This is a genomic window from Streptomyces sp. KL109B, assembly GCF_030766935.1.
In the GTDB taxonomy this organism is placed as follows: domain Bacteria; phylum Actinomycetota; class Actinomycetes; order Streptomycetales; family Streptomycetaceae; genus Streptomyces.
Window position 1 is genome coordinate 277,798 of sequence record NZ_JASERL010000012.1, and the last position, 21,333, is coordinate 299,130.

21 protein-coding genes and 2 pseudogenes are annotated in these 21,333 nt (G+C 70.7%); 9 read left to right on the forward strand and 14 right to left on the reverse strand.

What is annotated here, in order from left to right:
- Positions 1-10: 10 nt before the first annotated feature.
- From RBJ65_RS33370 to RBJ65_RS33385, 4 genes are all read right to left on the reverse strand, one after another.
- Positions 11-1,183, reverse strand: a complete 1,173-nt coding sequence (locus tag RBJ65_RS33370) for a hypothetical protein (protein ID WP_306320172.1) — start codon at positions 1,181-1,183, stop codon at positions 11-13.
- Complete coding sequence (locus tag RBJ65_RS33375; RefSeq protein WP_306320171.1) at positions 1,180-2,034, reverse strand: hypothetical protein; 855 nt, start codon at positions 2,032-2,034, stop codon at positions 1,180-1,182. Before RBJ65_RS33375 ends, RBJ65_RS33370 begins: the two co-directional genes overlap by 4 nt.
- Positions 2,027-2,311, reverse strand: coding sequence for a hypothetical protein (locus RBJ65_RS33380; protein WP_306320170.1), 285 nt, complete (start codon positions 2,309-2,311; stop codon positions 2,027-2,029). Before RBJ65_RS33380 ends, RBJ65_RS33375 begins: the two co-directional genes overlap by 8 nt.
- An 85-nt stretch (positions 2,312-2,396) precedes the next feature.
- The gene (locus RBJ65_RS33385) at positions 2,397-3,236 is read right to left on the reverse strand and encodes a helix-turn-helix domain-containing protein (protein ID WP_306320169.1); all 840 of its coding nucleotides are present in this window, start codon (positions 3,234-3,236) and stop codon (positions 2,397-2,399) included.
- Between the two features lie 203 nt (positions 3,237-3,439).
- Between RBJ65_RS33385 and RBJ65_RS33390 the strand changes: the two genes are divergently transcribed.
- The 4 genes from RBJ65_RS33390 (at position 3,440) to RBJ65_RS33405 (ending at position 7,054) form a co-directional block, all read left to right on the forward strand.
- Complete coding sequence (locus tag RBJ65_RS33390; RefSeq protein ID WP_306320168.1) at positions 3,440-4,219, forward strand: SDR family NAD(P)-dependent oxidoreductase; 780 nt, start codon at positions 3,440-3,442, stop codon at positions 4,217-4,219.
- 175 nt (positions 4,220-4,394) lie between these two features.
- Positions 4,395-5,582, forward strand: coding sequence for a cytochrome P450 (locus RBJ65_RS33395; RefSeq protein ID WP_306320167.1), 1,188 nt, complete (start codon positions 4,395-4,397; stop codon positions 5,580-5,582).
- 124 nt (positions 5,583-5,706) lie between these two features.
- Entirely contained in the window at positions 5,707-6,066 is a 360-nt protein-coding gene (locus RBJ65_RS33400) for an STAS domain-containing protein (RefSeq protein WP_306320166.1), read from the forward strand.
- A gap of 280 nt (positions 6,067-6,346) precedes the next feature.
- Positions 6,347-7,054, forward strand: a complete 708-nt coding sequence (locus RBJ65_RS33405; RefSeq protein ID WP_306320165.1) for a hypothetical protein — start codon at positions 6,347-6,349, stop codon at positions 7,052-7,054.
- A 95-nt stretch (positions 7,055-7,149) separates the two neighbouring features.
- Here RBJ65_RS33405 and RBJ65_RS33410 read toward each other — a convergent pair whose 3' ends face one another.
- Positions 7,150-7,749, reverse strand: coding sequence for a TetR/AcrR family transcriptional regulator (locus RBJ65_RS33410; RefSeq protein ID WP_306320164.1), 600 nt, complete (start codon positions 7,747-7,749; stop codon positions 7,150-7,152).
- A 96-nt stretch (positions 7,750-7,845) separates the two neighbouring features.
- On the opposite strand from RBJ65_RS33410, the gene RBJ65_RS33415 reads away from it, so the two are divergent.
- Positions 7,846-9,390, forward strand: a complete 1,545-nt coding sequence (locus tag RBJ65_RS33415) for a carboxylesterase/lipase family protein (RefSeq protein ID WP_306320163.1) — start codon at positions 7,846-7,848, stop codon at positions 9,388-9,390.
- Between the two features lie 87 nt (positions 9,391-9,477).
- Here RBJ65_RS33415 and RBJ65_RS33420 read toward each other — a convergent pair whose 3' ends face one another.
- The 7 genes from RBJ65_RS33420 to RBJ65_RS33450 form a co-directional block, all read right to left on the reverse strand.
- A complete protein-coding gene (locus RBJ65_RS33420) occupies positions 9,478-10,227 on the reverse strand; it encodes an alpha/beta fold hydrolase (RefSeq protein WP_306320162.1) in 750 nt (249 codons plus the stop codon).
- Between the two features lie 17 nt (positions 10,228-10,244).
- The gene (locus RBJ65_RS33425; protein WP_306320161.1) at positions 10,245-10,829 is read right to left on the reverse strand and encodes an NADPH-dependent FMN reductase; all 585 of its coding nucleotides are present in this window, start codon (positions 10,827-10,829) and stop codon (positions 10,245-10,247) included.
- Positions 10,830-10,900: 71 nt separating this feature from the next.
- Positions 10,901-12,040, reverse strand: a complete 1,140-nt coding sequence (locus tag RBJ65_RS33430; RefSeq protein WP_306320160.1) for an NAD(P)/FAD-dependent oxidoreductase — start codon at positions 12,038-12,040, stop codon at positions 10,901-10,903.
- Positions 12,041-12,205: 165 nt separating this feature from the next.
- Complete coding sequence (locus RBJ65_RS33435) at positions 12,206-12,901, reverse strand: TetR/AcrR family transcriptional regulator (protein ID WP_306320159.1); 696 nt, start codon at positions 12,899-12,901, stop codon at positions 12,206-12,208.
- A 324-nt stretch (positions 12,902-13,225) separates the two neighbouring features.
- On the reverse strand, positions 13,226-14,254 hold the full coding sequence (locus RBJ65_RS33440) for an LLM class flavin-dependent oxidoreductase (protein ID WP_306320158.1): 1,029 nt from the start codon (positions 14,252-14,254) through the stop codon (positions 13,226-13,228).
- Positions 14,251-15,501 (reverse strand): MFS transporter, encoded by a 1,251-nt coding sequence (locus tag RBJ65_RS33445; RefSeq protein ID WP_306320157.1) that lies wholly within the window; start codon positions 15,499-15,501, stop codon positions 14,251-14,253. Before RBJ65_RS33445 ends, RBJ65_RS33440 begins: the two co-directional genes overlap by 4 nt.
- Positions 15,498-16,502, reverse strand: a complete 1,005-nt coding sequence (locus tag RBJ65_RS33450; protein WP_306320354.1) for a nucleotidyltransferase family protein — start codon at positions 16,500-16,502, stop codon at positions 15,498-15,500. Before RBJ65_RS33450 ends, RBJ65_RS33445 begins: the two co-directional genes overlap by 4 nt.
- 182 nt (positions 16,503-16,684) lie before the next feature.
- Here RBJ65_RS33450 and RBJ65_RS33455 point away from each other — a divergent pair, with 182 nt between their 5' ends.
- The 3 genes and pseudogenes from RBJ65_RS33455 to RBJ65_RS33460 form a co-directional block, all read left to right on the forward strand.
- A complete protein-coding gene (locus RBJ65_RS33455) occupies positions 16,685-17,341 on the forward strand; it encodes a putative PEP-binding protein (protein ID WP_306320156.1) in 657 nt (218 codons plus the stop codon).
- Positions 17,342-17,405: 64 nt separating this feature from the next.
- A pseudogene (locus RBJ65_RS42200) lies at positions 17,406-17,699 on the forward strand (MBL fold metallo-hydrolase); the annotation flags it as partial.
- Between the two features lie 169 nt (positions 17,700-17,868).
- Positions 17,869-18,255, forward strand: a pseudogene (locus tag RBJ65_RS33460) (transposase); the annotation flags it as partial.
- A gap of 217 nt (positions 18,256-18,472) precedes the next feature.
- On the opposite strand, the gene RBJ65_RS33465 reads toward RBJ65_RS33460, so the two are convergent.
- Complete coding sequence (locus RBJ65_RS33465; protein WP_306320155.1) at positions 18,473-18,796, reverse strand: chitin binding peritrophin-A domain-containing protein; 324 nt, start codon at positions 18,794-18,796, stop codon at positions 18,473-18,475.
- 347 nt (positions 18,797-19,143) lie between these two features.
- On the opposite strand from RBJ65_RS33465, the gene RBJ65_RS33470 reads away from it, so the two are divergent.
- Positions 19,144-19,368 carry a trypsin-like serine protease gene (locus tag RBJ65_RS33470; protein WP_306320154.1) on the forward strand — a complete coding sequence of 75 codons (225 nt, stop codon included), beginning with the start codon at positions 19,144-19,146 and terminating at the stop codon, positions 19,366-19,368.
- Between the two features lie 393 nt (positions 19,369-19,761).
- On the opposite strand, the gene RBJ65_RS33475 is transcribed toward RBJ65_RS33470, so the two are convergent.
- On the reverse strand, positions 19,762-21,309 hold the full coding sequence (locus tag RBJ65_RS33475; RefSeq protein ID WP_306320153.1) for a hypothetical protein: 1,548 nt from the start codon (positions 21,307-21,309) through the stop codon (positions 19,762-19,764).
- Positions 21,310-21,333 lie beyond the last annotated feature (24 nt).

Here is a 21,333-nt window from a genome sequence, read left to right on the forward strand (position 1 = left end):
GGGGGAGCGCCTACGCCGGCTTCGTGTGCAGCTTGGTGCCCTCCGCTCCTCCCGCGGCCTCGACGATCGAGTAGATGAAGCCGCTGATGCCGAGGAAGAGGCCGGACCCGCTGATGAAGAGGTCCAGCTTCGACAGGATCGGCTTGGGGAAGTGCGTGGCGGTCTCGGTGACGCGTCCCAGGGCGTCGAGGATGTCGAACTCGATCCGCTCCGCCCCCGCACCCGGCGTGTACCGGAACAGGTTCTTGAACCACTGCCCCAGGCCGACCTTGCCGATGGCGCTGACGCCCTTGCCGAGCGCGAGACCGACGCCGCCCAGGATGGACCCGATGGTTCCTGTGACGATGCCGATGATGTCCCACTCCCCGGTTTGCGCCCCCTTCACCACCGACATGATCACCGAGCCGACGCCGAGGGCGACGGAGAGACCGCCGATGACGAGCGCGACGGGACCGGTGACGATCAGGGCGATGACGCCGAGGATGGCGCTGACGACGGAGAACGCCAGATTCAGCCAGTCCCCGATCTTCTCCCACCAGGCCTTCGCCGCGACCGCCTCGTCCGTGGCCTCTTCCAGTTCCCGCTTGGCGATGGCCGCGTCCGACGTACGGATCTCCTGAGCGTCGACGGCGAGCATCCGGGCCGCTTCGAGCTCCGACTCCGCCGACTCGACGTCCCGCGTGGCCTCGTCCTGCGCCATTTTCGCGTCGGTCATCGCGCGCCGTGCGTGGCTGCGGGCCTCCTCGTCGTGGGGCGGCGGGGGTTCCGCGAGGTCGAGACCGGCCACGTGGGCGCTCGCCGCGGCCGCCACCACGATGGCCGCGTCCAGCTTGTCCTTCGCCGCACGGCCCTGGTTCAGGGCCTGGTCCGCCTGGCCCTGACTCTCCCGCAGCCGGTCCGCGTACTTCAGGATCGCGTCGGAGGCCATCTCGTACGAAGTCTGCAACTTGCCCGTCTGCGTGGGCAGTTCGCTGAGCTTGCCGCGCAGCTTCTCCATGGACTCGCCCTCGCCGAGCTCGTTGGAGTCCATCCGGGCGACGACGGAGTGGGCGGACTGAGCGTCCGAGGAGACGGTCCCGTACTCGGAGGCGAGCTGTTCGAGGACGTCCGGGTCGCCGGGGGTCGGGTCCTCCGAGAGACCGAAGACCGACTCCCATTCGGTCAAGGGTGGCCGTGTCGTCACGCTCCGACCTCGCTTCCTTCGCTCGGTGCCGGAGCCTCGGGTTCCGCGGACTCGTGGAACCGGAAGGTGCCGGCGATGGCGTCGAACACCTCGAAGAACGTCTCGGCCATGTTGATATTGGGCGTCGTACTGGCGAGCACCATCAGGTCCCGGCTCGACGGCACGGGGATCACGACCTGGTGCACGGCGGTGCGGACGGGGGCGGGACCGCCGTGGTCGAAGTCCTCGACCGTGGTCAGCCGCCCGACGCTGCCGACCTCCGGCAGCTCCATGATGTGCACCTGGTTCAGCTCCGAACCCCGGCCCGGCGACGTCCTGTTGACGTGGATCCCGCCGGTCAGCATCAGCTCCCCCAGGTCCGTCGACTCGCCCTCGGGGATGCGGGTCCGCAGGACCAGGGCCGTGGCCGAGAGCGGGTTGCCGTCCGAGAGGAACGCAATGAGGGAGGCGATCTGCAGGGCGCCCCGCGCGTACGCCTCGCGGGCGCTCCTGCGGGTCCCCCGGATCAGCTCGTCGACGAGGTCCCGGTCCACCGCCTTGCCCTTGGCCCGCAGCTTCGCCGCCTCCTCCTCGACGCGGCGCCGGATGGCGACGTCCCTGGTGGACGGGTCGAGGTCGAGGTGCGACCACGTGGACGGGTAGTTCAGGGTGTAGCGCGCCGGGGCGCCCTGCGGCCGTTCGTCGGAGGGCAGCAGCCGCGGCCGGCCGTCCGCGTCCCGCATCTCATCCGGAGCACTCCGATCGTTCGGATCGCTCGGGTCGTTCGGGTCGTTCGGATCATTCATGGAGTTGTTCATCGAGCCATTCATGGAGTCGTTCATCGAGGAGCCGGTTATCGGTGTGTCATTCATCGAGTGCCGTCCCGGCCTCGTCGTCCGTGGCCGTGAAGTTGTCGACGATGCCCTGCGCCGCGTCCTTGAACGTGTCCACGTTCTCCTGGACGCGTTCGTGGCCGGCCAGCCACGCGCTGTCGAAGCCGTTGACGGCCGAGGTGAGACCGGAGTCGCCCACATCGCCCTCCGAGCCGACGTTGTCCAGCTTCGCCGTCCTGTCGATCCGGGCGCGGATGTCCTTCAACGCGTCCATCGTGTCGGTGAGTTCGTCGACCGGGATGTGAATCCGCGACATGGCATCCCTCTCTCGTCTTGTCTCGATCGCGCCGCGGTCGGGGATCAGCGCTCACCGGGGACTACGGGGCGCCTGACGAGGCGGTTCACGAAGCGTGGCGCTCGGTGGCGGCGAGGGAGCCGAGGAGGGCGAGGGCCTCGCTGCTGGGGGAGGCGGGCTCGGCGTGGTAGACGACGAGTTCCTGGCCGGGCGCCGCGCGGACGTCGAAGGTCTGCATGGTCAACGTCAGTGGTCCGACGTCGTGGTGGGCGAAGCGCTTGCGTTCCAGGGCCTTGCCGCGGGCGTCGTGCCGGGCCCACAGGTCGGCGAACTCGGCGCTGCCGTCCAGGAGTTCGGTGAGCACCTGCCGCATCCGCGGATCGTCGGGCGCCACGCCGTGGCCGAGCCGGAAACCGGCCACGGAGTTGCGGGCCACCTCGTGCCAGTCGCGGTAGAAGGTCCGGGCGGCCGGGTCGGTGAACACGACGTGCATCAGATTGCGGGAGTGCGTCCAGCCGTGGAAGAGCGCGTCGGCGATGGCGTTCGAGGCCAGCACGTCGTACGCGCGGTTGTAGACGATGGCCGGGTTGTGCGGCCAGGCGTCCATCAGCGTCAGCAGGCTGGGCTCGACCCGCTCCGTGACGGCGGCGCCCCGGGGGCGCGGGGCGAGCCCGGCGATCCTGAACAGGTGCAGGCGGCCGTCCTCGTCGAGCCGTAGGGCCGCGGCCAGCGCGTCGAGCACCTGCGCGGACGGCGTACGCTCCCGCCCCTGTTCGAGCCGTACGTAGTAGTCGGCGCTGATCCCCGCGAGCGCGGCCACCTCTTCGCGGCGCAGCCCCGGCACCCGCCGCTGCCCCGTGACGGGCAGGTTCGCCTCGGCCGGGGTGACGCGGGCGCGCCGCGCGGTGAGGTAGGCGCCGAGCTGCGAATGAGTCATGCCGCCCATGCTAGATCCGGGGACAGCGCCGTTCCTGGGTGCGCTGCACCCAGGAAGATCCCGCCCTTCCTGCGCACGCTCCGGCGGGTCCAGTCTCGATGCCGGAAACACACGGCCGAGGCGTACGAGGCGTACGAGGCGTACGAGGCGTACGAGATGTACGAGGCACAAGAGACGCCCCGCGCACCGGCATCGCACCCCTGGAGAAACCTGTGACCCCCGCCCCGAACCAGTCCAGCCACCCCACCACTTGGGACCTCACCGGCCGAGTGGCCGTCGTCACCGGAGCCGCCCGCGGCATCGGCCTGGCCACCGCCACGCTGCTGCGCGACCGCGGCGCCCGCCTGGTCGTCACCGACCGCTCCGACGCCGTCGAGGAACTCGCCGCGAAGGACCCCGACAACGTGGCCGCGCTCGTGGGCGATGTCGCCGACGAGGACCTCGCGCGCGCCACCACGGACCTCGCGACGAGCCGTTTCGGCGGGCTCGACATCCTGGTCAACAACGCCGGCCGCACCCTGAACAAGTCGATCACCGAGACCACCACCGAGGACTTCGACGCCATCCTGCGCGTCAACGCCCGCGGCAACTTCGTCCAGGCCCGCGAGGCGTTCCGCGCCATGGAGGCCACCGGCGGCGGCGCGATCGTCTCGATCGCCTCCGTCTCCTCGGTCGTGGCCTTCGCCACGCAGACCGCCTACGCCGCGTCGAAGGGCGCCCTGGCCCAGATCACCAAGGTGCTCGCCATCGAGGGCGGCCCCAAGGGCATCCGCTCCAACGCCGTGCTGCCCGGCGTCATCGACACCGACATCATGGAAGGCGTCGTCGACAACGGCCGCGACATGCTCGCCTCGTTCGGCCCCGCCCACCCCGCCGGCCGGATCGGACGCCCCGAGGAGGTCGCCGAGGCCGTCGCCTTCCTCGCCTCCGACGCGTCCGCCTTCGTCACCGGCGCGCTCCTGGCCGTCGACGGGGGCTGGACCGCGCAATGACACGAGGTGCACTCCGACCTGCCTTCGATGGGATCGACGGTGACAGAAGAGAAGCCGGCACGTCTCCAGCATCCGAAGGAGCGAGGCCGTGCGCTTCTAGGGATTGCCGGTCTGTGTCCAGCACGGTCTCGGGGAACATGTTCCGGCCGACCGCACACCATTGGAGCCTGACACCATGACCGACCCGACCCAGGACCCCGGCTTCCTGCGGGACCCGTATCCGGCCTACGCGGCCATGCGGGCCACCTGCCCCGTGCGGCCCGTACCGACAGGCTCCGGCGGACGCACCAACTACGTCGTCACCGGCTACGCGGAGGCCAAAGAGGCCCTCAACGACGTACGGCTCTCCAAGGACACGTCCGCCTTCTTCGCGGGCAAGGAATCACGGCGACGTCCGCACCCCGCCGTCGCCCACACGATGCTCGCCAGCGACCCACCCCAGCACACCCGGCTGCGCAAGCTGGTGACGAAGGCGTTCACCACCGGGTCCGTCGCCCGGCTGCGGCCGTTCATCGCCCGCGTCACCGAAGAACTGCTGGATCAGTGGCGGTCCGGCGAACCATTCGACTTCGTGGCCGGCCTGGCGGTGCCGCTGCCGGTCACCGTGATCTGCGAACTGCTCGGCGTACCACCGGCCGACCGGCTCGACGTCCGGCGTTGGTCCGCGGAACTGTTCGCGTCGGGGGAGCCCGACATGACCGACGCGGCCTCGCACGCGATGGCGGAGTACATGACGGACCTGATCGCGGCCAAACGCCTCAGTCCTGGCGGCTCGATTCTGGACCGGTTGATCGCCGTCCGCGACGCAGAAGACCACTTGAGCGAGCCGGAACTGGTCTCCCTGGCGGTCCTGTTGCTCGTGGCCGGACACGAAACCACCACCCACGCCCTCGGCAACGCCCTGCTGGCGCTCCTCCGGCACCCGGCCCAGCTGGAGCGCCTCCGCCGCAGCCCGGACGAGATCCCCGGCGCCGTGGACGAACTGCTGCGCTTCGACTCCGCGGTGAGCACATCCACCTTCCGCTTCACCACGGAAGACGTCACGCTCGGCGGCACCGAGATCCCCGCAGGCGTTCCGGTGCTGGTCGCCCTCGGGGCCGCGAACCGGGACCCGGCACGGTTCCCGCGGCCGGACGCACTCGACCTGGACCGGGACTCCGCCGCCCACCTCGCCTTCGGCCACGGCATCCACCGCTGTGTCGGCGCTCCCCTGGCCAAGGCCGAGGTGGAGATCGTGTTGCGGGCCGTGCTGGCGCGCCTTCCCGGGCTTCATCTGGCGGTTCCGGCGGACCAGTTGGCCTGGAGGCGAACCCGCCTGGTCCGGGGGCTCGAGTCCCTCCCCGTAATCACCGCGGAGGGATAGCGGAGCGGACGGGAAGGCAGGACCCGGGGGCCGGGTCCTGGAGACCCGCGTGCGCCCCGGCCCGGTTGTGCTTCCATGGACCTCCAACTGGCGTTTCAAGCGGGGGCTTTGAGGAGTGAACCGAATGAACACGCCGCCGTTCGGCGTCCGCGTCGTGGACACCGGCACCCTCGTCCTCGTGCGCGCACACGGGGAACTCGACATCCAGACCGCACCGCAACTCGAAAAGGCCCTGGCACAGCTGCACCCGCGACACTGCGAACTCGACCTCACCGCCGTGCCGTTCACCGACTCCAGCGGAATCAACCTGCTCATACGCCACCACCGCTGGGCAGCCAACTCCGGCGGCAGCCTGCGCCTCATCGGCGTCAGTACGGCGGTGCGCCGCGTCCTGGACGTCTCCGGCGTCACGAACCTCCTCCTCGGCGGCGCACGGTCACACGCACCCGACGGCGGCCCACCAGGACACGCGCCCCGCTCCTAGACGGGCGCGGGCGGCCTCTGTCGGTTCTGTGCGGCCCTCGTCGCGATCGCTGTGCCCCCGGAGCAGACCTGCCTCGCTCGCCGTCGGGCAGCTGTGAAGCACGCGGCGGAGTGGTGACCGGATCTGAGCGCACAGGAACACCGACCGATCCGGTGTGCGCCGACCGTTCCCGATTGCGGACGCTTTCTCACTGTCGGTCACACACCGCTCCGCGGGCGAGCACGATGATCCCTCTCGTCGCAGGCGGCGGGGCCGGGTGGGGTCGGGCGGGGCCCGGTGGGTGGAACTGGCACCGCTGCAAGACGGGGCCATACTGGCACTGGCGATCTCCGAAGAGCTGCCCCTGGCCGACCAGTCCACAAGGCCGATGATCGAAGTCCTGGCCGAGTACATGGCTGGGCGGGAACTGCTGCTGGTCCTGGACACCTGTGAGCATCTGACCGATGCCTGCGCGCTGACCGCCCAAGTTCTCCTGGACGCGGCACCGGGACTACGCATCCTGGCCACCAGCCGCCGCCCGCTGAACGTGTCGGCCGAGCGCACACCGGCGGTCGAGCCCATGCCGGTCCCCGACCCGGACGACCCCGCGGCGAGCGGAAACGACGCCGTGGTGCTGTTGGCCGAGCGGGCAGCCGCCGCGGTGCCGGGGTTCGCGGTCACCGAGGACGATCAGGGCGACGTGGTGCACCTGTGCCGTCGCCTGGAGGGGCTGCCGCTCGCGATCGAACTGGCCGCCGCCCGGCTCGGTGAACTGCCGCCCGCCGAACTCGCCGTCCGCCTCGACGACCGCATGTCGGTGCTGGGACAGACGGAAGAAGAGGCGTACGACGCCCATCCGCCGTGGCACCAGGCGCTGCGTACGGCGATCGGCTGGAGCCACGAACTGTGCACGCCGCAGGAGCGGTTGCTGTGGGCCCGGGTCTCCGTATTCGCGTGGTGTCTTTCGGGCCGTGCTGCGGGGCGGTCGATCCGGACCGGGACTCGGTGACCAACACCCTGGGCGGTCTCCGGCCAACCGATGCCGGGCGCCGTGATCCGCGCTGGAGCTGATCTTGTCCCCACCTGCCCCCATGTCCGGGCGGGTCACGTACCGCTGAACAGCCGGTCCAGATGCACGTCGATCGCGGCGAGCGCGTCCCGGGGCTCGATCACGGCGAGTTCGATCAGGGAGGTGAAGCCGGTGAGGGCGAGGAGGAGGTTGGTCTCGGTCGCCGGGTCGTGGCCGGGGGCGATGTGTCCGTCGGTGATCGCCTGGCGGACCAACTGCTCGACGAGGTCCCGCCCTTGGACGAGGCCGCGGCGCGCCTGCTCGTGCACGGTCTGGTCGTGCAGTGCCTCCAGGACGTAGGCGGCGCTCATCCGGCTGGTCGCTCGGGCGTCGGCGTGCAGGGGAAGCATTTCCGCGAGGGTCAGGCGCAGCACGTCGCGGGGGTGGGGGCGGTCACCGAGCCGCTTGAGCCCCTGCTGTACGCGCACCGAGGTCTGCTCGGACGCGAAATCCATGGCGAAGGAGAGCATGGCCGTCCGGGAGGCGAAGTAGTGCTGCAGCTGCCCGAGCGACATGCCCGCCTCCTGCGCCACCACGCGCATCGTCAGTTGTGTGACGCCGCGCTGCTCCACCACCCGCCACAGTGCGCGGGCGATCGCTTCGCGGCGGCCTCGGTGATCCACCTGTTTCGGCAACGCCGACCCCTCTCCCGTACCCGAGAACTGTTCCAATACAGTCGACATAATACAGATGACCCATAATCCTGGAGTCCACGCGAGGAAGGAAGCGGCATGTCCGAACAGCCGAAGGTACGGACGACGGAGGGTGTGGTGCGGGGGCGTTGGCGGCAGGGGCACGCGGTGTTCCGCGGCATCCCCTACGCCCAGCCCCCGGTCGGAGAGCTCCGCTTCGCCGCGCCCGCGCCGCCGCACCGCTGGGAGGGGACGCGGCAGGCGGTCGAGTTCGGCCCCGTGGTGCCGCTGTCCCTGCCGGTCGACGTGTCCCCGCAGGGCACCGACTGGCTGACGCTCAACGTCGGCACTCCGGATCCCGGCGCGGCGGGACTGCCGGTGCTGGTGTGGATCCCCGTGGGCGGCTACCTCTCGGCGGCGTCGAGCGACCCGATGTGCGACCCGGCGGCGCTGGCCGAGGCGGGAGTCGTCGTGGTGACCATCAACTGCCGGGTGGGCGCGGAAGGGTTCGCGTTCCTCGACGACGCGCCGCCCAACCGCGGATTCCTCGACCAGATCGCGGCGCTGGAGTGGGTGCGGCGCAACATCGCCGCCTTCGGAGGAGACCCGGACCGGGTCACCGTGGGCGGAGTGTCCGCAGGGGCGGGCTCGGTCGCCGCCCTGCTGACGATGAAGTCCGCGCGCGGCCTGTTCCGGCGGGCCATGGCCCACTCGGTGCCGGGTCTGCACAGCACCCCCGCTCTGGCACGGGAGGTCACCGCCGCGTTCGCGGACCGGCTCGGCGCCGCGGCCCCCACCGCCGAGGCCCTGCGCGACATCGACCCGTGGCACATGGCCGCCGAACTCACCTCCTTCAACGCCGGCCTGCACGCGCACCGGGAGAGCTGGGGACGCCTCACGGAGACCGGCACCGCACTGTGCCCCGTCGTCGACGGCGAGGTCCTCACGGAAACGCCCTGGTCGGCGCTGACCGGCGCGCGGGCGAGCGGGACCGAACTGCTCGTCGGCCACACCCGGGACGAATTCCGGTACTTCAGCGTCGTGAGCGGACGGTACGGCACCTTCACCGAGGAGGACGCCCACGCGGCCCTGGAACTGCTCGCCCCGCGACCGGACGGCGCGCGGGCCTACCGTGCCGCGTTCCCGCAGGCAGGCCCGGAGGAGCTGGTGGAGACGGTGTACTCCGACGCCCTCTTCCGGATGCCGTCACTGAAGCTGGCCGAGGCGAACGCCGCGGCCGGCGGCACCTCCTACCTGTTCGAACTGTGCTGGGCCGCCCCGGCCCTCGACGGCATCCTGGGCGCCTGCCACAGCCTCGACGTGCCCCTCGCGTTCGGCACGCTGGACAGCCCCGTCGGCACCCAGCTCATCGGCGAGGAGCCCACCCCCGAGGCCGACGCGCTCTCCCGCGAACTCCAGGAGACATGGGTTCGCTTCATCACCACCGGCGACGCGGGCTGGCCCGCCCACCGGCCCGGCGAGCACCTCACCCGAGTCCTGGACGCCGAGTCGAGGACTCTGCCCTACCCCGAACAGGCATCCCGCCAGATCTGGGAAGGCCACACCCCCGCCCCCTTCGATTGTTCGTCATCGTCCGGGTCGGCTTCCGCGGCTGCGACGGCGCCACCGGCCGAGTGCTCCTGACCGCTGGTGCGTCGCCGGGCGCGGGGACCCGGTTCGACGGCTGCGTCGAGCCGCACCGCGACGGGCCGGTATCGCGGGGCCCGGTGGTCAGTTTCGGGAGTCGTCGAGGAAGGCGCGGACGCGGTCGGCGACGGTCTGCGGCTGTTCCCTCATCGGGACGTGGTTGGCGTCCTTGACGAGTTCGAAGCGCGCGGCGGGGATGGCGGCGGCGTAGGCGCGGCCGAAGTCGGGGGTGACGACCGTGTCCTGCTCTCCCCACAGGACCAGGGTGGGCAGCGCGAGACGGGCGAGCCGGGTCCTGAGGCGGGGGTCGGCCATGTTGTCACCCGCGTACGCCTTGAGGGCCGCCATGGAGGCGGCGGTGGGGCCCTGCCGGGGCGCGCCGTTGTCGGCCGGCGGCCGCGGCGGGCCCGGCGGGCGGCCGGATCCGGGGGTGCGGATCTGGTGGCCCTCGATCTTCGGTCCGATGGCGTTGATGAGGACGAGCTCGCTGATGAGCCGGCCGCGGTCGCGGACCGCCGTCTCCGAGGCCACCCACCCGCCCATGGAGTTTCCGATGACGGCGACGTCCTTGTGGCCCTGCTCGTGCAGGAGGTCGAGGTAGCACTCGACGAGGGAGTCGATGCCGGTGAACCAGTCCGGCCGTGGGGTGTCGTTCCAGCCGGGGTGGGTGGGGACGATGACGTGGTGACGGTCGGCCAGCCGCCGTGCCAGGTCGCCGACGCTGTCCGGACCCGCGGCGCCGTGCAGCAGGAGCACCGGGGTTCCGGTGCCGAACTCTGCGACGGGGACGGTCACTTCGGGGTAAGGGGCGTATGTCCAGGTGTGCGTGTGCACGGTGGAGCCTTTCCGCGCTACTCGGCCGTGGCGGCGACCTTGGCGCCGCGGACCTCGGTGAGCGCTTCGGTCCAGGGGAGCAGCTGGTCGAGCAACGTCGTCAGGGCGGAGCCCTGGTGCTCTGCCGGGGTGAACGTCTTGCCGAAGTCCGCGAAGTCGGTACGCAGATTCAGGGTGACCTGAGCGGCGACGTCCGCGAGTTGCAGCGCGCCGAGGACCGGGCGCAGCGCTTCCACAGCGCGGACCCCGCCGTCGACGCCGTAGGAGACGAGGCCGACGGCCTTGTTGTTCCACTCGGCGTAGACGCGGTCCAGGGCGTTCTTGAGCGCGCCCGGGAAGGAGTGGTTGTACTCCGGGGTCACGATCACGAAGCCGTCGAAGGAGGCGACCGTGGCGGCCCACTGCTGGGTGTAGGGGTGCGTGTAGCGGCCCATGGCGGGCGGGAACGGCTCGTCGATCTGCGGCAGATCGACCTCGGCGAGGTCGATGAGTGCGTAGTCGGCGTCGCCGCGCCGAGTGGCCTGTTCCAGGACCCATTGGGCGACGTTCGCTCCGGCGCGGCCGGTGCGGGTGCTGGCGAGAATGATCGCGATCTTCGGCAACGTGACTCCTGTGAGCGGGAGACGACGGGCAGGGAAGGCGCGGCGGCGGCCAACTCCTCGGCGGACAGCGGTTATTGGCCGACGGGACCGCTGGAGAAGAACGCCACCATCCGCTCCAGGCCCCGGGGGCCGAACATGCTGTCCAGGCTCTCGGCGGATTCGGCGGCGGATGCCTCGCTGCGCGGGAAGAGGGCTGCCTCGTAGGCGGCCAGGGCGGCCTCGGTGTCGCCGGGGCGGGCGGCGATGGCGGAGGCGAGTTCGGCGCCGTCGAACATGGCCAGATTGGCGCCCTCTCCCGCGAACGGCGACATCACGTGGGCGGCGTCGCCCAGCAGGGTCACGCCCGCAACGCGCTCCCAGCGGTGGCCCACCGGCAGGGCGTGGATGCGGCGCGGGGTCATCGTGTCCGCGTCGGCGACCAGGTCGCGCAGGGACTCGTCCCAGCCCTCGAAGTGCGCGAGCACGGCCTTCTTGGCCGCCGCCAGGTCGGTGAAGTCGACGGTGTCCAGCCAGGCCTCGTCCGCCTTGAGGGCGGTGTAGACGTGGAGGCTGCCGTCGGTCTCCCGGTGCGCGAGGAAGCCGCGCTCGTCGCCGAGGCAGATGAAGAATCCGCCGCCGATGACTTCGGCGCTGTGCGGGTGGCGGGTGTCCGCGTCCAGCAGGTCGGTCTCGACGAAGGAGATGCCGGTGTAGGCGGGCTTGGCGTCCGAGACGAGCGGCCGCACCCGGGACCAGGCGCCGTCGGCGCCGATCAGCAGGTCGGTGGTGATGGTGGTGCCGTCGGCGAAGGTCACCTCGTGGCGCCCGCCGTCCAGGGCGCGGGCCCCGGTCATCTTCTTGCCCCACTGGATCGTGCCGTCCGGCAGCGAGTTCGTGAGCAGGTCGCGCAGGTCCCCGCGGTCCACCTCGGGACGGCCCCCGTCGCCGCTGTCCTCCTCGGAGGCGTGGACGGTGCCGTCCTTCCCGAGCAGGCGCATGGCCTCGCCGCCCTCGTGGATGATCTTGCGGAAGCCGTCGTAGAGGTCGGCGGCGTGCAGGGCCTTCTGGCCGTTCTCCTCGTGGATGTCGAGCATGCCGCCCTGGGTACGCGCCTCGGGGGATGCCTCGAGTTCGAAGATGGCCGACTCGATGCCGTTGACGTGCAGGACGCGGGCGGCGGTGAGGCCACCGAGGCCGCCGCCGATGATCGCGATGGGGTAGTGCGTGCTCATCTGGGAACTCCAAGCGGGGGAGGGGAGCGTGACGCCACGGGTGAACCGTTGTCGGCGCCCACATGTCCACGGTAACGAACGCGTTCGCTACGAACAAGTTCGTCGATGAGTGCCTGCACCCCGGGGTCGGGGCCAGGGTCCACGCGCCCCATTCTGGTCAGGCGCTCAGCCCTCGGCAGCCGGGACGGGCGTGTGGGTGATGCCGTTGATCACGACATGGAAGCCCCAGGCCAGCCTGTCGCTCTCCGTTCCGGACAGCAGGGCCGGAAGGTGCGTCTTGATCATGGGATGCGAGGACTCGTCCACCCCGTACGTGGCGCGGGTGAGGGCGTCCCAGTCGTCCTGGCTCATGGGGTCGCGCTCCTGTGTGCCCTGCTCGGCGGCGGTGGCCGTCGCGTACTGCAGAAGGTTGTCGACGCCCCAGGCGACCTGCGCGCGGGGGGCGCCGCTGCGGGAGAGCAGGAGCAGCAGGCGCTCGACCAGATCGAGGTAGTTCTCGCCGCTCGGGCGGGCCACCAGCGCGGACCGGGCCAGCTGCGGGTGCTCGAAGAGCAGATACGCATACGAGGTCAGGACCGCGACGAGCTGCTCGCGCCAGTCCGCCCCGGGCTCGTCGGCGGGCGGTTCCACCTCGCCCAGGAGTGCGTCCAGGACGGCGGCGTGCAGCTCGGCGGTGTTGGCCACGTATACGTAGAGCGAGGCCGGGCCGGTGTCCAGCTCCTGGGCCAGCCGCCGCATGGTGACCTTCTCCAGCCCCTCGGACCGCATGACCCGCACGGCCACGTCGACGATCCCGCGTCGGGTCAGGGCGGGCTTCGCGGGTCGTTCACGCCGGCTGGCCGGCTCTCGCTTCGCAGTCATGCCGCGATCGTAACGAACATGTTCGTCGTCGATGCTCGCAGGTCACGAACCCTTGCTACGCCGCGCCGCCAAGTACTCGGCGAGGACGTCACGCACCCGCGGCGCGAGCGTCACGGGATGTGCGTGAGGGTCAATGCCGGTGTGCCCACGCCGAGTTCCAGGCCCGTCTCCTCGACCGCTTCGCGCCGGGCGGGCCGAAGCGGGTCCTCTCCAGCACCAGCCACCCGCGCTCCGCCCGACGCCGGCCCTCAGTGGCTCTTGGCCTGCGGGCTTCTCTCTGGTCACGAGGTGTTGCGACGGCCGCTTGAATGTCCACCGGTGCTGTCACGTGCGTGTACGTGTCGTGCGAAGCAGCGACAGCACTCGCGAGGCGTGGCGAAAGTCCTCCCGGGTGTGGACCTGGGACAGGAGCAAGGTGCGGATACCGAGGGAGAGGTACCGCTCCAAGTACTCCGCGACCCGTTCGTAGCTGCCCACGAGCAGCGGCGCCGCGGCTTTTCCGCTGCGGTAGAGGCCGGTCCAGTACACCTCGTCGTACAGGTCACCGTCCGTGGCGAGGTGGGCCAGCCGTCTGCTCCACTCCGACTCGGAGCGGCGTTTGAACACGGTCTCGATATGGGCCGCGCGGCCGACGGGGTACGCGGCACGTGCCGCCTCCCAAGCCTCCGCATCGGTCGTACGGGCCAACAGGCCGAAGCGGACGCCGAGTTCGAGTCCCTTGTCGTGCCACCGGGCGAACTCCACGGCGAAGTCCGACACAGGTTCGGGATGAGTGACCGAGACGTCGCCCACCTTCAGGGCCACCGAGCGGCTCGCCTCCGACGAGCCCGCCACGAAGACGCGCGGCAGCAGGGCCTCGGCCGTGCGGGAGAAGACCTGGAGCTGCCGGTAGTGATAGTGGGTGCCGTCGTGGTCGAGGGGCTCGTCCGAGCGCAGCAGATGACTCACCACGTCCATGTACTCGGCGGCCCGCTCATAGCGTGCGTCGTGCGGGGTGGTGTCGCCGACCTGGCTCAGTTCGGTCGGCGACGAGCCGACGATCAGGTTGAGGTCGAGGCGCCTGCCGTAGAGCGACGACAGGCTGTGGATCGCCTTGGCCGTGGTGAACGGTGGTGCCGCGTAGGGCTGTACGGCCACCAACGGGGCGAGCCGCTCGGTGTGTTGCAGCATCGCGGCGGCCATCGTCCAAGGGTCGTGGTTGTGATGGTCGTAGAACGTGAGCAGCCCGTCGAAGCCGCTCTTCTCGGCCTCGCGCGCCAGTGCCGCGAGGTCGGCGAGCGAGATGTGGCCGGTGGTGCGCGGCTGGTACGCCGTCCCGTACACGCAAAGCCCCTGTGGAGTCTCGTACGTCATGGAGTGGCCCCTCTGCGGCGTAGCGTGCGGATCGTGCGCATCGACAGCAGCGTCACGCAGCTCGCGCCGCAGATCAGGACGCCGATGAAGAGCGTTTCGCGGGCCCCCAGGAGCAGGGCCGGCGGGCCTGCCAGGGCGCGGCCGATGGGGTTGGTCATGATGGAGCCGGCCACGTCGTAGGCGTAGACACGGTTCAGGACCTCCGGCTGCACCTGGGTCTGGACAGTGGTGGTCCACTGCACGCCCCAGAACGTCCAACTGGCTCCGGCCACCGCGAAGCAGCAACCGAGCGCCCAGACAGGGAAGTCGAAGACCATGGCCAGGGGGTGCAGCGCGAACCCGAACATCGCGAGCGATCCCGCGGCCAACGGATGCGCGGGGCGCAGCCGCATGGCGATGAGGCCGCCCACGATCGTCCCGGCCCCGAGCGCGGCCTGGACGGTACCGAAACCCGATGATCCGTGGTCGCCGATGATGACAGTGGCGGTCAGCGGCCGGGCCGGGCCCCACACGAGCGGCCCGTTCACCGCCCACACCACGATGACCGCCCACAGCCAACGGCGCGCCCGGAACTCGTACCAGCCCTCCTGCAGGTTCTCCCACAAGGAGGAGCCCCCGGTGCTCACGGGCGGCGGCGCCACCTTGAGCAGGAGGAGGAAAACCATGCTGAGCGTGAAGGTCGCGGCGTTCGCCGCGAAGACCACCCCCGCGCCGAGCGTCGCCACCAGGACCGCACCCAGAGCGGGGCCGAGCAGAGAACCGACAGCCTCCGCCACACGCAGCGCCCCGTTGCCACGCTGTACGTCCTCGCAGACGAGCGGCACCATGCTGGAGACGCCCGGTTGGAACATCGCGGTCGCGGAGCCGCTGACCACGGCGAGCGTCAGGATCAGCCAGAGTGCCGGGTCTCCCGCCACGAACAGTACGGACAGCGCGGCATGGACGAGGAGCCGCGCAAGATCCGCGCCGATCATCATCCGGCGTGCGGTGAACCGGTCGGCGAGCACGCCACCGAAGATGACGAACAGCGCCTCGGGGGCGATGAACGCGGCCATGACGTAGCCGACGCCCGCGGCGCCGTGACCGAGCCCGAGGACCGCGACGGCCAGCGCCACCGGCATCATCTCGTCGCGCAGGCGCGACGTGGTGCGCGCGGTGAAGTACTTGGCGAACGCGCTGGTCCACAAGGGCTCCCGGCCGGTGCGCTCCGGGGCGTCGACCGTGGTGGAGTCGGGAACCGTGCTCACTGGTGCGGAATGGTCGAGGAGCCCGCGACGTGCCGGCGGCGGTCCGGGTCGAAGAGCCTGTCGAGGAACGGGGTGGGCCAGCGGCCGGTGTTTCCGTCGAGCGCGCCGTACTCGTCGAGATAGTCCTCGTCGTCCGGCCGCAGCGCCTTGGTCAGGCCCTCGGGGACGGCGTCCGGGTAGAGCTGCCGGGCGAAGCCGAGCGCGAAGTACACCTCGCGGGTGGCTCCGGCGGCAGCCGCGAGGGCGGTGAACTCCTCGGTCGCCCGATGGTCCATGAGCCGCACGGACTCCGCCACGTCCAGGAAGCGCATCAGGGTGACGTCCTTGCCCCGTTCGATGCTCAGATAGCTGGTCGCCTCCTTGTACAGATGCAGGCACACATCAAGAAGGTGGTCGGACGGAGCGAGCACACGTGTCTCGGCGCCGCACATCCGCGTGGACACGGAGCGGTCGAGCAGCGTGGTGGTGTCCAGACTGCCGTGGGACTTCTGCTGGAAGAGATTGAGGCACAGGTCCACCTCGAAGAAGTCCACGTCCGGGTCGGAGGTCGGCTTCTTGAACGGCAGCTTGTTGTTGAGGTGCATCGACCAGAAGGCCCGGGTGGTCCGCGCGTACGGAGTGACCACCGTGCCATTGCGCGACTGCAGTCCTTGCGCGTAGCCCCGCTCCGTGAGGAGCTCCTGGACATCCGGGTAGGAGCTCTCCTCGATGAGCAGGTCGAGGTCGGCCATGCGCCGGATGCCCGCGTCCTCGTACACGGACTGGCACAGGACCGGGCCCTTGCGGACGGCGTAGCGGATTCCGGCCTGCCCGAGGTCGTGGAAGATGCGGCCGAACTCGGTGAACAGGGCTTTGTTGCGGCGGCAGTTGGCCTCGTAGGCCGCGCTGTAGATCCAGGGGTGGGGCAGGAGAGTCCCGTCCTGTTCCGGCTGCCACACCCGGGACAGCGCCAGGTTGCGTCCGACGAGCGGGACGACGTGCTGGCGCAGCGCCTGGTCCAGGAAGTAGGATCAGTCCATCTCCCGTTGCTCCAGCAGGAATTGACGGGCCGTCTCCTCCTTCGTCTCGCACCATCGTGGGCTCGCGAGGGTGTCTCTTCGACTTCGGGGACGCTTACACCTCCCAGGCCGGGCCTCGCGGCACAGCGCTGCTTCTGGAGAAGCTCCCCGAGGCGATCGGCTTCTTGGCCACGCTCGTGGCGCAGGCGCAGGGACGACACACGGCCCGCTTCGTGATCGCGCCGCCCATGGTCGCCTCCTATGCGGAACTGGCTGCGGTCATCGACCATGTGACGCCATCAGGGGTGCGGCTTGCCAGCGGCAGGGCATCGGCGGGGCGGTTGGGCTTCGGCTGGGAGGTCGAGACCCCAGCCGCTGCACTCTGTACGGGCCTGTGGGCCGACCACCTGCGCCAGGAGCGCGGCGTGACGCCTGCGGCCTGTGGGATCGGCACCAACGACCTCACGCAGTTCACGCTGGCCCGGGGCCGCCGCAGTGGGCCCGTGGGCTCGATCCGTCCCGAGGCCCACCCCGCCGTCCTGGCGCTGCTCGCACGGCTTGCCGCAGACTGCGCGGACCGGGATGTGACGGCGATTCTGTCCGGAGCCGCGGCCGAGGACAGCAGCTACAGACACTTCGCGAACTCCCTCGGTCTGTTGGCCTCATGCACTCCGTACGCTCTGATCGAAGGAGCGAGCAGCGGGGCGGTGCCCATTCTGGATCAGGCGGTGCCGGCTGACGCGTTGCCCGGCGCCCACGGCCTGCCCGGAGTGATCGTATGGCGCCGCTCGACACCGAGGGGAGCCGCGGCGACGGAGGCGGCCGCGGACCATGAGCGCTGACACTCCCAGCAGTGGGCCCGACCTTCTGCGACTGGCCCCGGCAGCCACACCGGCATGGGTCAGCATGGCGCTGGCCGACGGGCGCGGAGCGGCGGCGGGCGGCGGCTCGATCGCCGTCCTCGACCCGATCAGCGACGGGCAGGTACTCGACCTCGGCGGGCTGCGTTTCGAGGTCCTGGCCACACCGGGCCACACCGCGGGGAGCGTCTGCTTCTACGAGCCGACGCAGCGCCTCCTCATCGCGGGCGACGCGGTGCAGCGCAGGGGGTCGGCGGAAAGACTCCCGGTGTACTACCACTCCGGGCGCGCCTACCGCGCGAGCCTGACCAAGCTGCTCGGCCTGTCCGTGGACGTCCTGCTCACCGGGCACCCGCTGCGTGGACCGGGACTCGCTGGCTGTGTGCATCGTGGGACCGCTGTCTGCCGCGACCTGATCGAAGTCAGCCTCGCGCATTCTCTGGCCGTGGAACACACGGTCGAGACCGGATGTTGTCCCGCCGAGTGGTGTAGCAGCGATCTCTGCATAGCCCGACGCCGCAGCGGTCCGACGCCGGCTCGACGAGGTCGCCGACATGCTCGGCCGACAGTTCCCCAAGGTCAAAGAGATGCTCCTGGAGGCGAAGGACGACCTCACGGCCTTCGCGGTCTTCCCCGCCCAGCACTGGAAGAAGATCCAGTCGACGAACCCGCTGGAGCGGATCAACCGCGAGATCAAACGCCGTACCGATGTCGTCCAGGTCTTCCCGAACCCCGCCGCACTGCTGCGGCTGACCACTGCGGTGCTCAACGAGATGCACGACGAATGGATCGCCTTCGGTCGTCGCTACCTCTCCGAGGACAGCATGGACAAGATCTACTCCGACGAGGAAACCCGAGACGAACTGCCCACCGCTACACCATCACAGGGGACATGACCTGGTCGCGGCCGACCGGTATTGATGCTCGTGGTACGTCCGCTGTCATGCGGAACGCACCAGGTGTGGCCTGACGGCGGCGAGGAGTACGTGACGATCCCGCAGCACCCGGTCGTAGCGGGGAAGGCGCGGCATGCGACGGGCACCGTCCCCCCGTGCCGTGAGCCAAGCAACATGCCGGCGTCCAACGACCGGGGCAGGCTGAGTGCATCAGGCGTCAGGAGTTGTTCGACTCGTATTCGGCGAGGTACTCGGCGTACGCCTCGAAGTCGACGTTGCGCGGAAGCATACACTCGCCCCACGGCCGCCCCACGGTCATGTCGTACAGCAGGCCCGCAGGGCAGGGCATCACGTACGCGAGTTGGTTGCTGCACGCGATGTAGGTTTCCAGGCCTTCTGGGTTCCAGTAGTTCCCGTCCGCCTTGTTCTCGCAGAAATCGAGCACGCTGTCAGCGGCGGCTTCGGCCGAGGCGGCGAGCGGGATCGGCGACGTGCCGGCCAGAGCGAGCGCGACGCCCACAGCAAACTTCCTGATCTTCATGGCCGAAGAACGCGCAACGGCCCACAGGGTTACGGCTTGGAAGCAAGTGGGTTGTCCATAGGCGCCCCGCCCGACGAGGACGGCGGTCGGGGCGTCCGGATCGACGGAACGATCCTCGCTCTCGCGCGCCGCAGGTGCCGCGTCTCGGCCCACTGGCCCGGGGTGCCACGCCGAGCGCCTCGATCCCGCGCGGGCGGACTCCTCGACACGGTCACCCCAGTGCCAATGCTGCGTCTGTTCCGGTGGTTACCCGCTACGCAACAGTAGCCAGGGCCGTTAGACCGGACATGCAAACTTCCACGCGCCTCTTGGCCTCTGTCCTGCTCTCGATCGGAGCCGTCGCGACTATGACCGCTGGCAGCGCCTTCGCTGCCGACGATCCCGACGTCATCGTCCTCGGTGACGAAGCGATCGTCATGGGGAAGGGATTCCACTACTGCGGAGGGAGCATCACGACCGAGGAGTGGGTCCTGTCGGCTGCTCACTGCGTACAAGCGGCGCCGCCCGGCTACGAACTGGTCACGGGAGACCCCGACTTTGCTGCCCATGAAGGCACGGAACAGCAGCGCTAAACCTGCTCGGCCCGCGAAGTCGTCGCTATCGCTTCACCAGTCGCCCTGCTCGGCCCAGGCGACGGTGATTTCCGGCTGCAGGAGCTGGAAGAGGGCTTCGCGGGCGGCGACGCTGTCGTGCCTATCGGTGGGGGAGCATCACGAACAGCGGGAGTCGCAGTGCGACCATCCCCTTGCCGAGGGCTGACAGGGTGTCAATTTTCCGAACGCTGATCCGTGGCTTCGGCTCGGACGGGGGACACCCGCTTCGGAACCGTCGATGTTCGCCGTGTGCCCCGCACCGCTAATCGGATGGAACGGGGCGGGGGGAGGGCGGGCTTCGCCCGGTGTGCGGTGTGGGGCCCGCCGACGACGCCGCCCGCTGGGGCCGGAGGGCGCCGTGTCGTCCGCGGCCTACGGGTCAAGCGGAGAGGCGGGGCGGCTGTCGACCGTCAGCTCTGGCGGTTGTTCTCCGTGCCAAAGGTCCGGAGGCGGCGTGTACGCCGTGAGTCCGGTGCCGGGCAGGGGGTGCGGCGTCCAGCCGTGGGCGTAGAAGGGGGTGTGGTGTGCGCGGGTCAGGGTCGCCGTGGGGTGGTGGGCGGCCGCGTGGCGCAGGGCGGTGGGGGTGGTGTCGAGGTTGTTGCCCGTGACGTTCGCGGAGGCGCAGCCGGTGGCGTAGGCGATGGGTGGGGCGTGTTCGCCCGCGATCAGACACGGGGCGCGAAGGCCCAGGCGGTGCAGGGACGTTGACGCTTTCGCGTAGTGGGCGGTGCTCGTGCGGGCGTCCGCGAGGTTCGTGTGCAGGCCGGCGTACTGGGTCGCCAAGTGGGCCGCGCCGAGGGCGAGAAGGGCGGCGAGAGCGAAGGCGCGGGCCGTGCGCGGGCGGAAGGCGCGCACCACGTGGACGGCCAGGGCTGCCAGGGGCAGTGACAGCAGTGCGTACGCGGGGAGCAGGAAGCGCGGGGCGAAGTAGTCGATGAGCAGGAGGTACGGGGCGCCGAGTGCCAGTGCGCAGGCGATCGGGAGAAGCGTGGTGCCGGGCCGCCGGGTGCGTACGGCCAGGCCGCAGGCGGCGGCCGTCAGGGCCGGGAGGGCGAGCCACCACAACGTATGGGCGGGGTGGGTGAGTTGGGCCGTGCACGGGCGGCACAGCAGCGGGCCGTTCAGGTCGTGCCAGGCGGCGGGGACGTTCCAGTGCGGGCGCATGCCGCCCTCGGTGGCGCTGGAGGCGTGCAGGCGGGGTCCGATGCCCCCGAAGCGCCGGTACGCCTCGGCGATCCACGGGGCGCCGCCGAGGGTGAGGCCGGCCAGGAGGGCGAGGAGCGGAGCCGGGCGGCGCCAGGCGCGCACCAGCAGCGTCCCCGTCAGCAGCGGGAGCGCCAGCCAGAATCCGTCCGAGAGGCGGAAGAGGGTGGCCGCCGCGGTGCAGGCCGCGAGCATCGCGTACGCGCGGCGGGGCGCCGACGGTCCGGCGGCGCGCAGGAACCAGCCGACCGCGGCCACCGCCGCGAGTGCCACCCACAGGTTGGGCATGGCCTGGGACCCGTACAGCACCGTCACCCACAACGTGCCGAAGCCCAGTGCCGCCAGCGCGACCGGGGCCCTGCCGAGCAGCGGCCGCCAGACGCGGAACGCGGCGTACAGCGCGGCGGCCGAGGCGAGCGCGAGGGTGACGCGCAGGGCGGTCGGTGACGCGGTGACGGCGAGCAGCGGCGCCACGAGGTAGCTGATGCCGCGTGAGCGCGGGGCGCTGAAGAAGGCCGCCGGGGTGCGCGGGTCCACCTGCGACACGTACACCGTCTCGTCCCAGCCGAGGCCCAGGTGGGCGGGGACGACGGCGAGCAGCTGCACGGCCGCGTAGAGGAGGGCGGCGAGTGCGAGCCACGGGATGCGGCGCGCGGGGTGCCGCGGCGGTGCGGGGCGGGAGGGGTGCGGCCTGGTGGGCGTGAGGGTGGCGGTCATGTCCTCCCCTTCGTCGACGGTCGG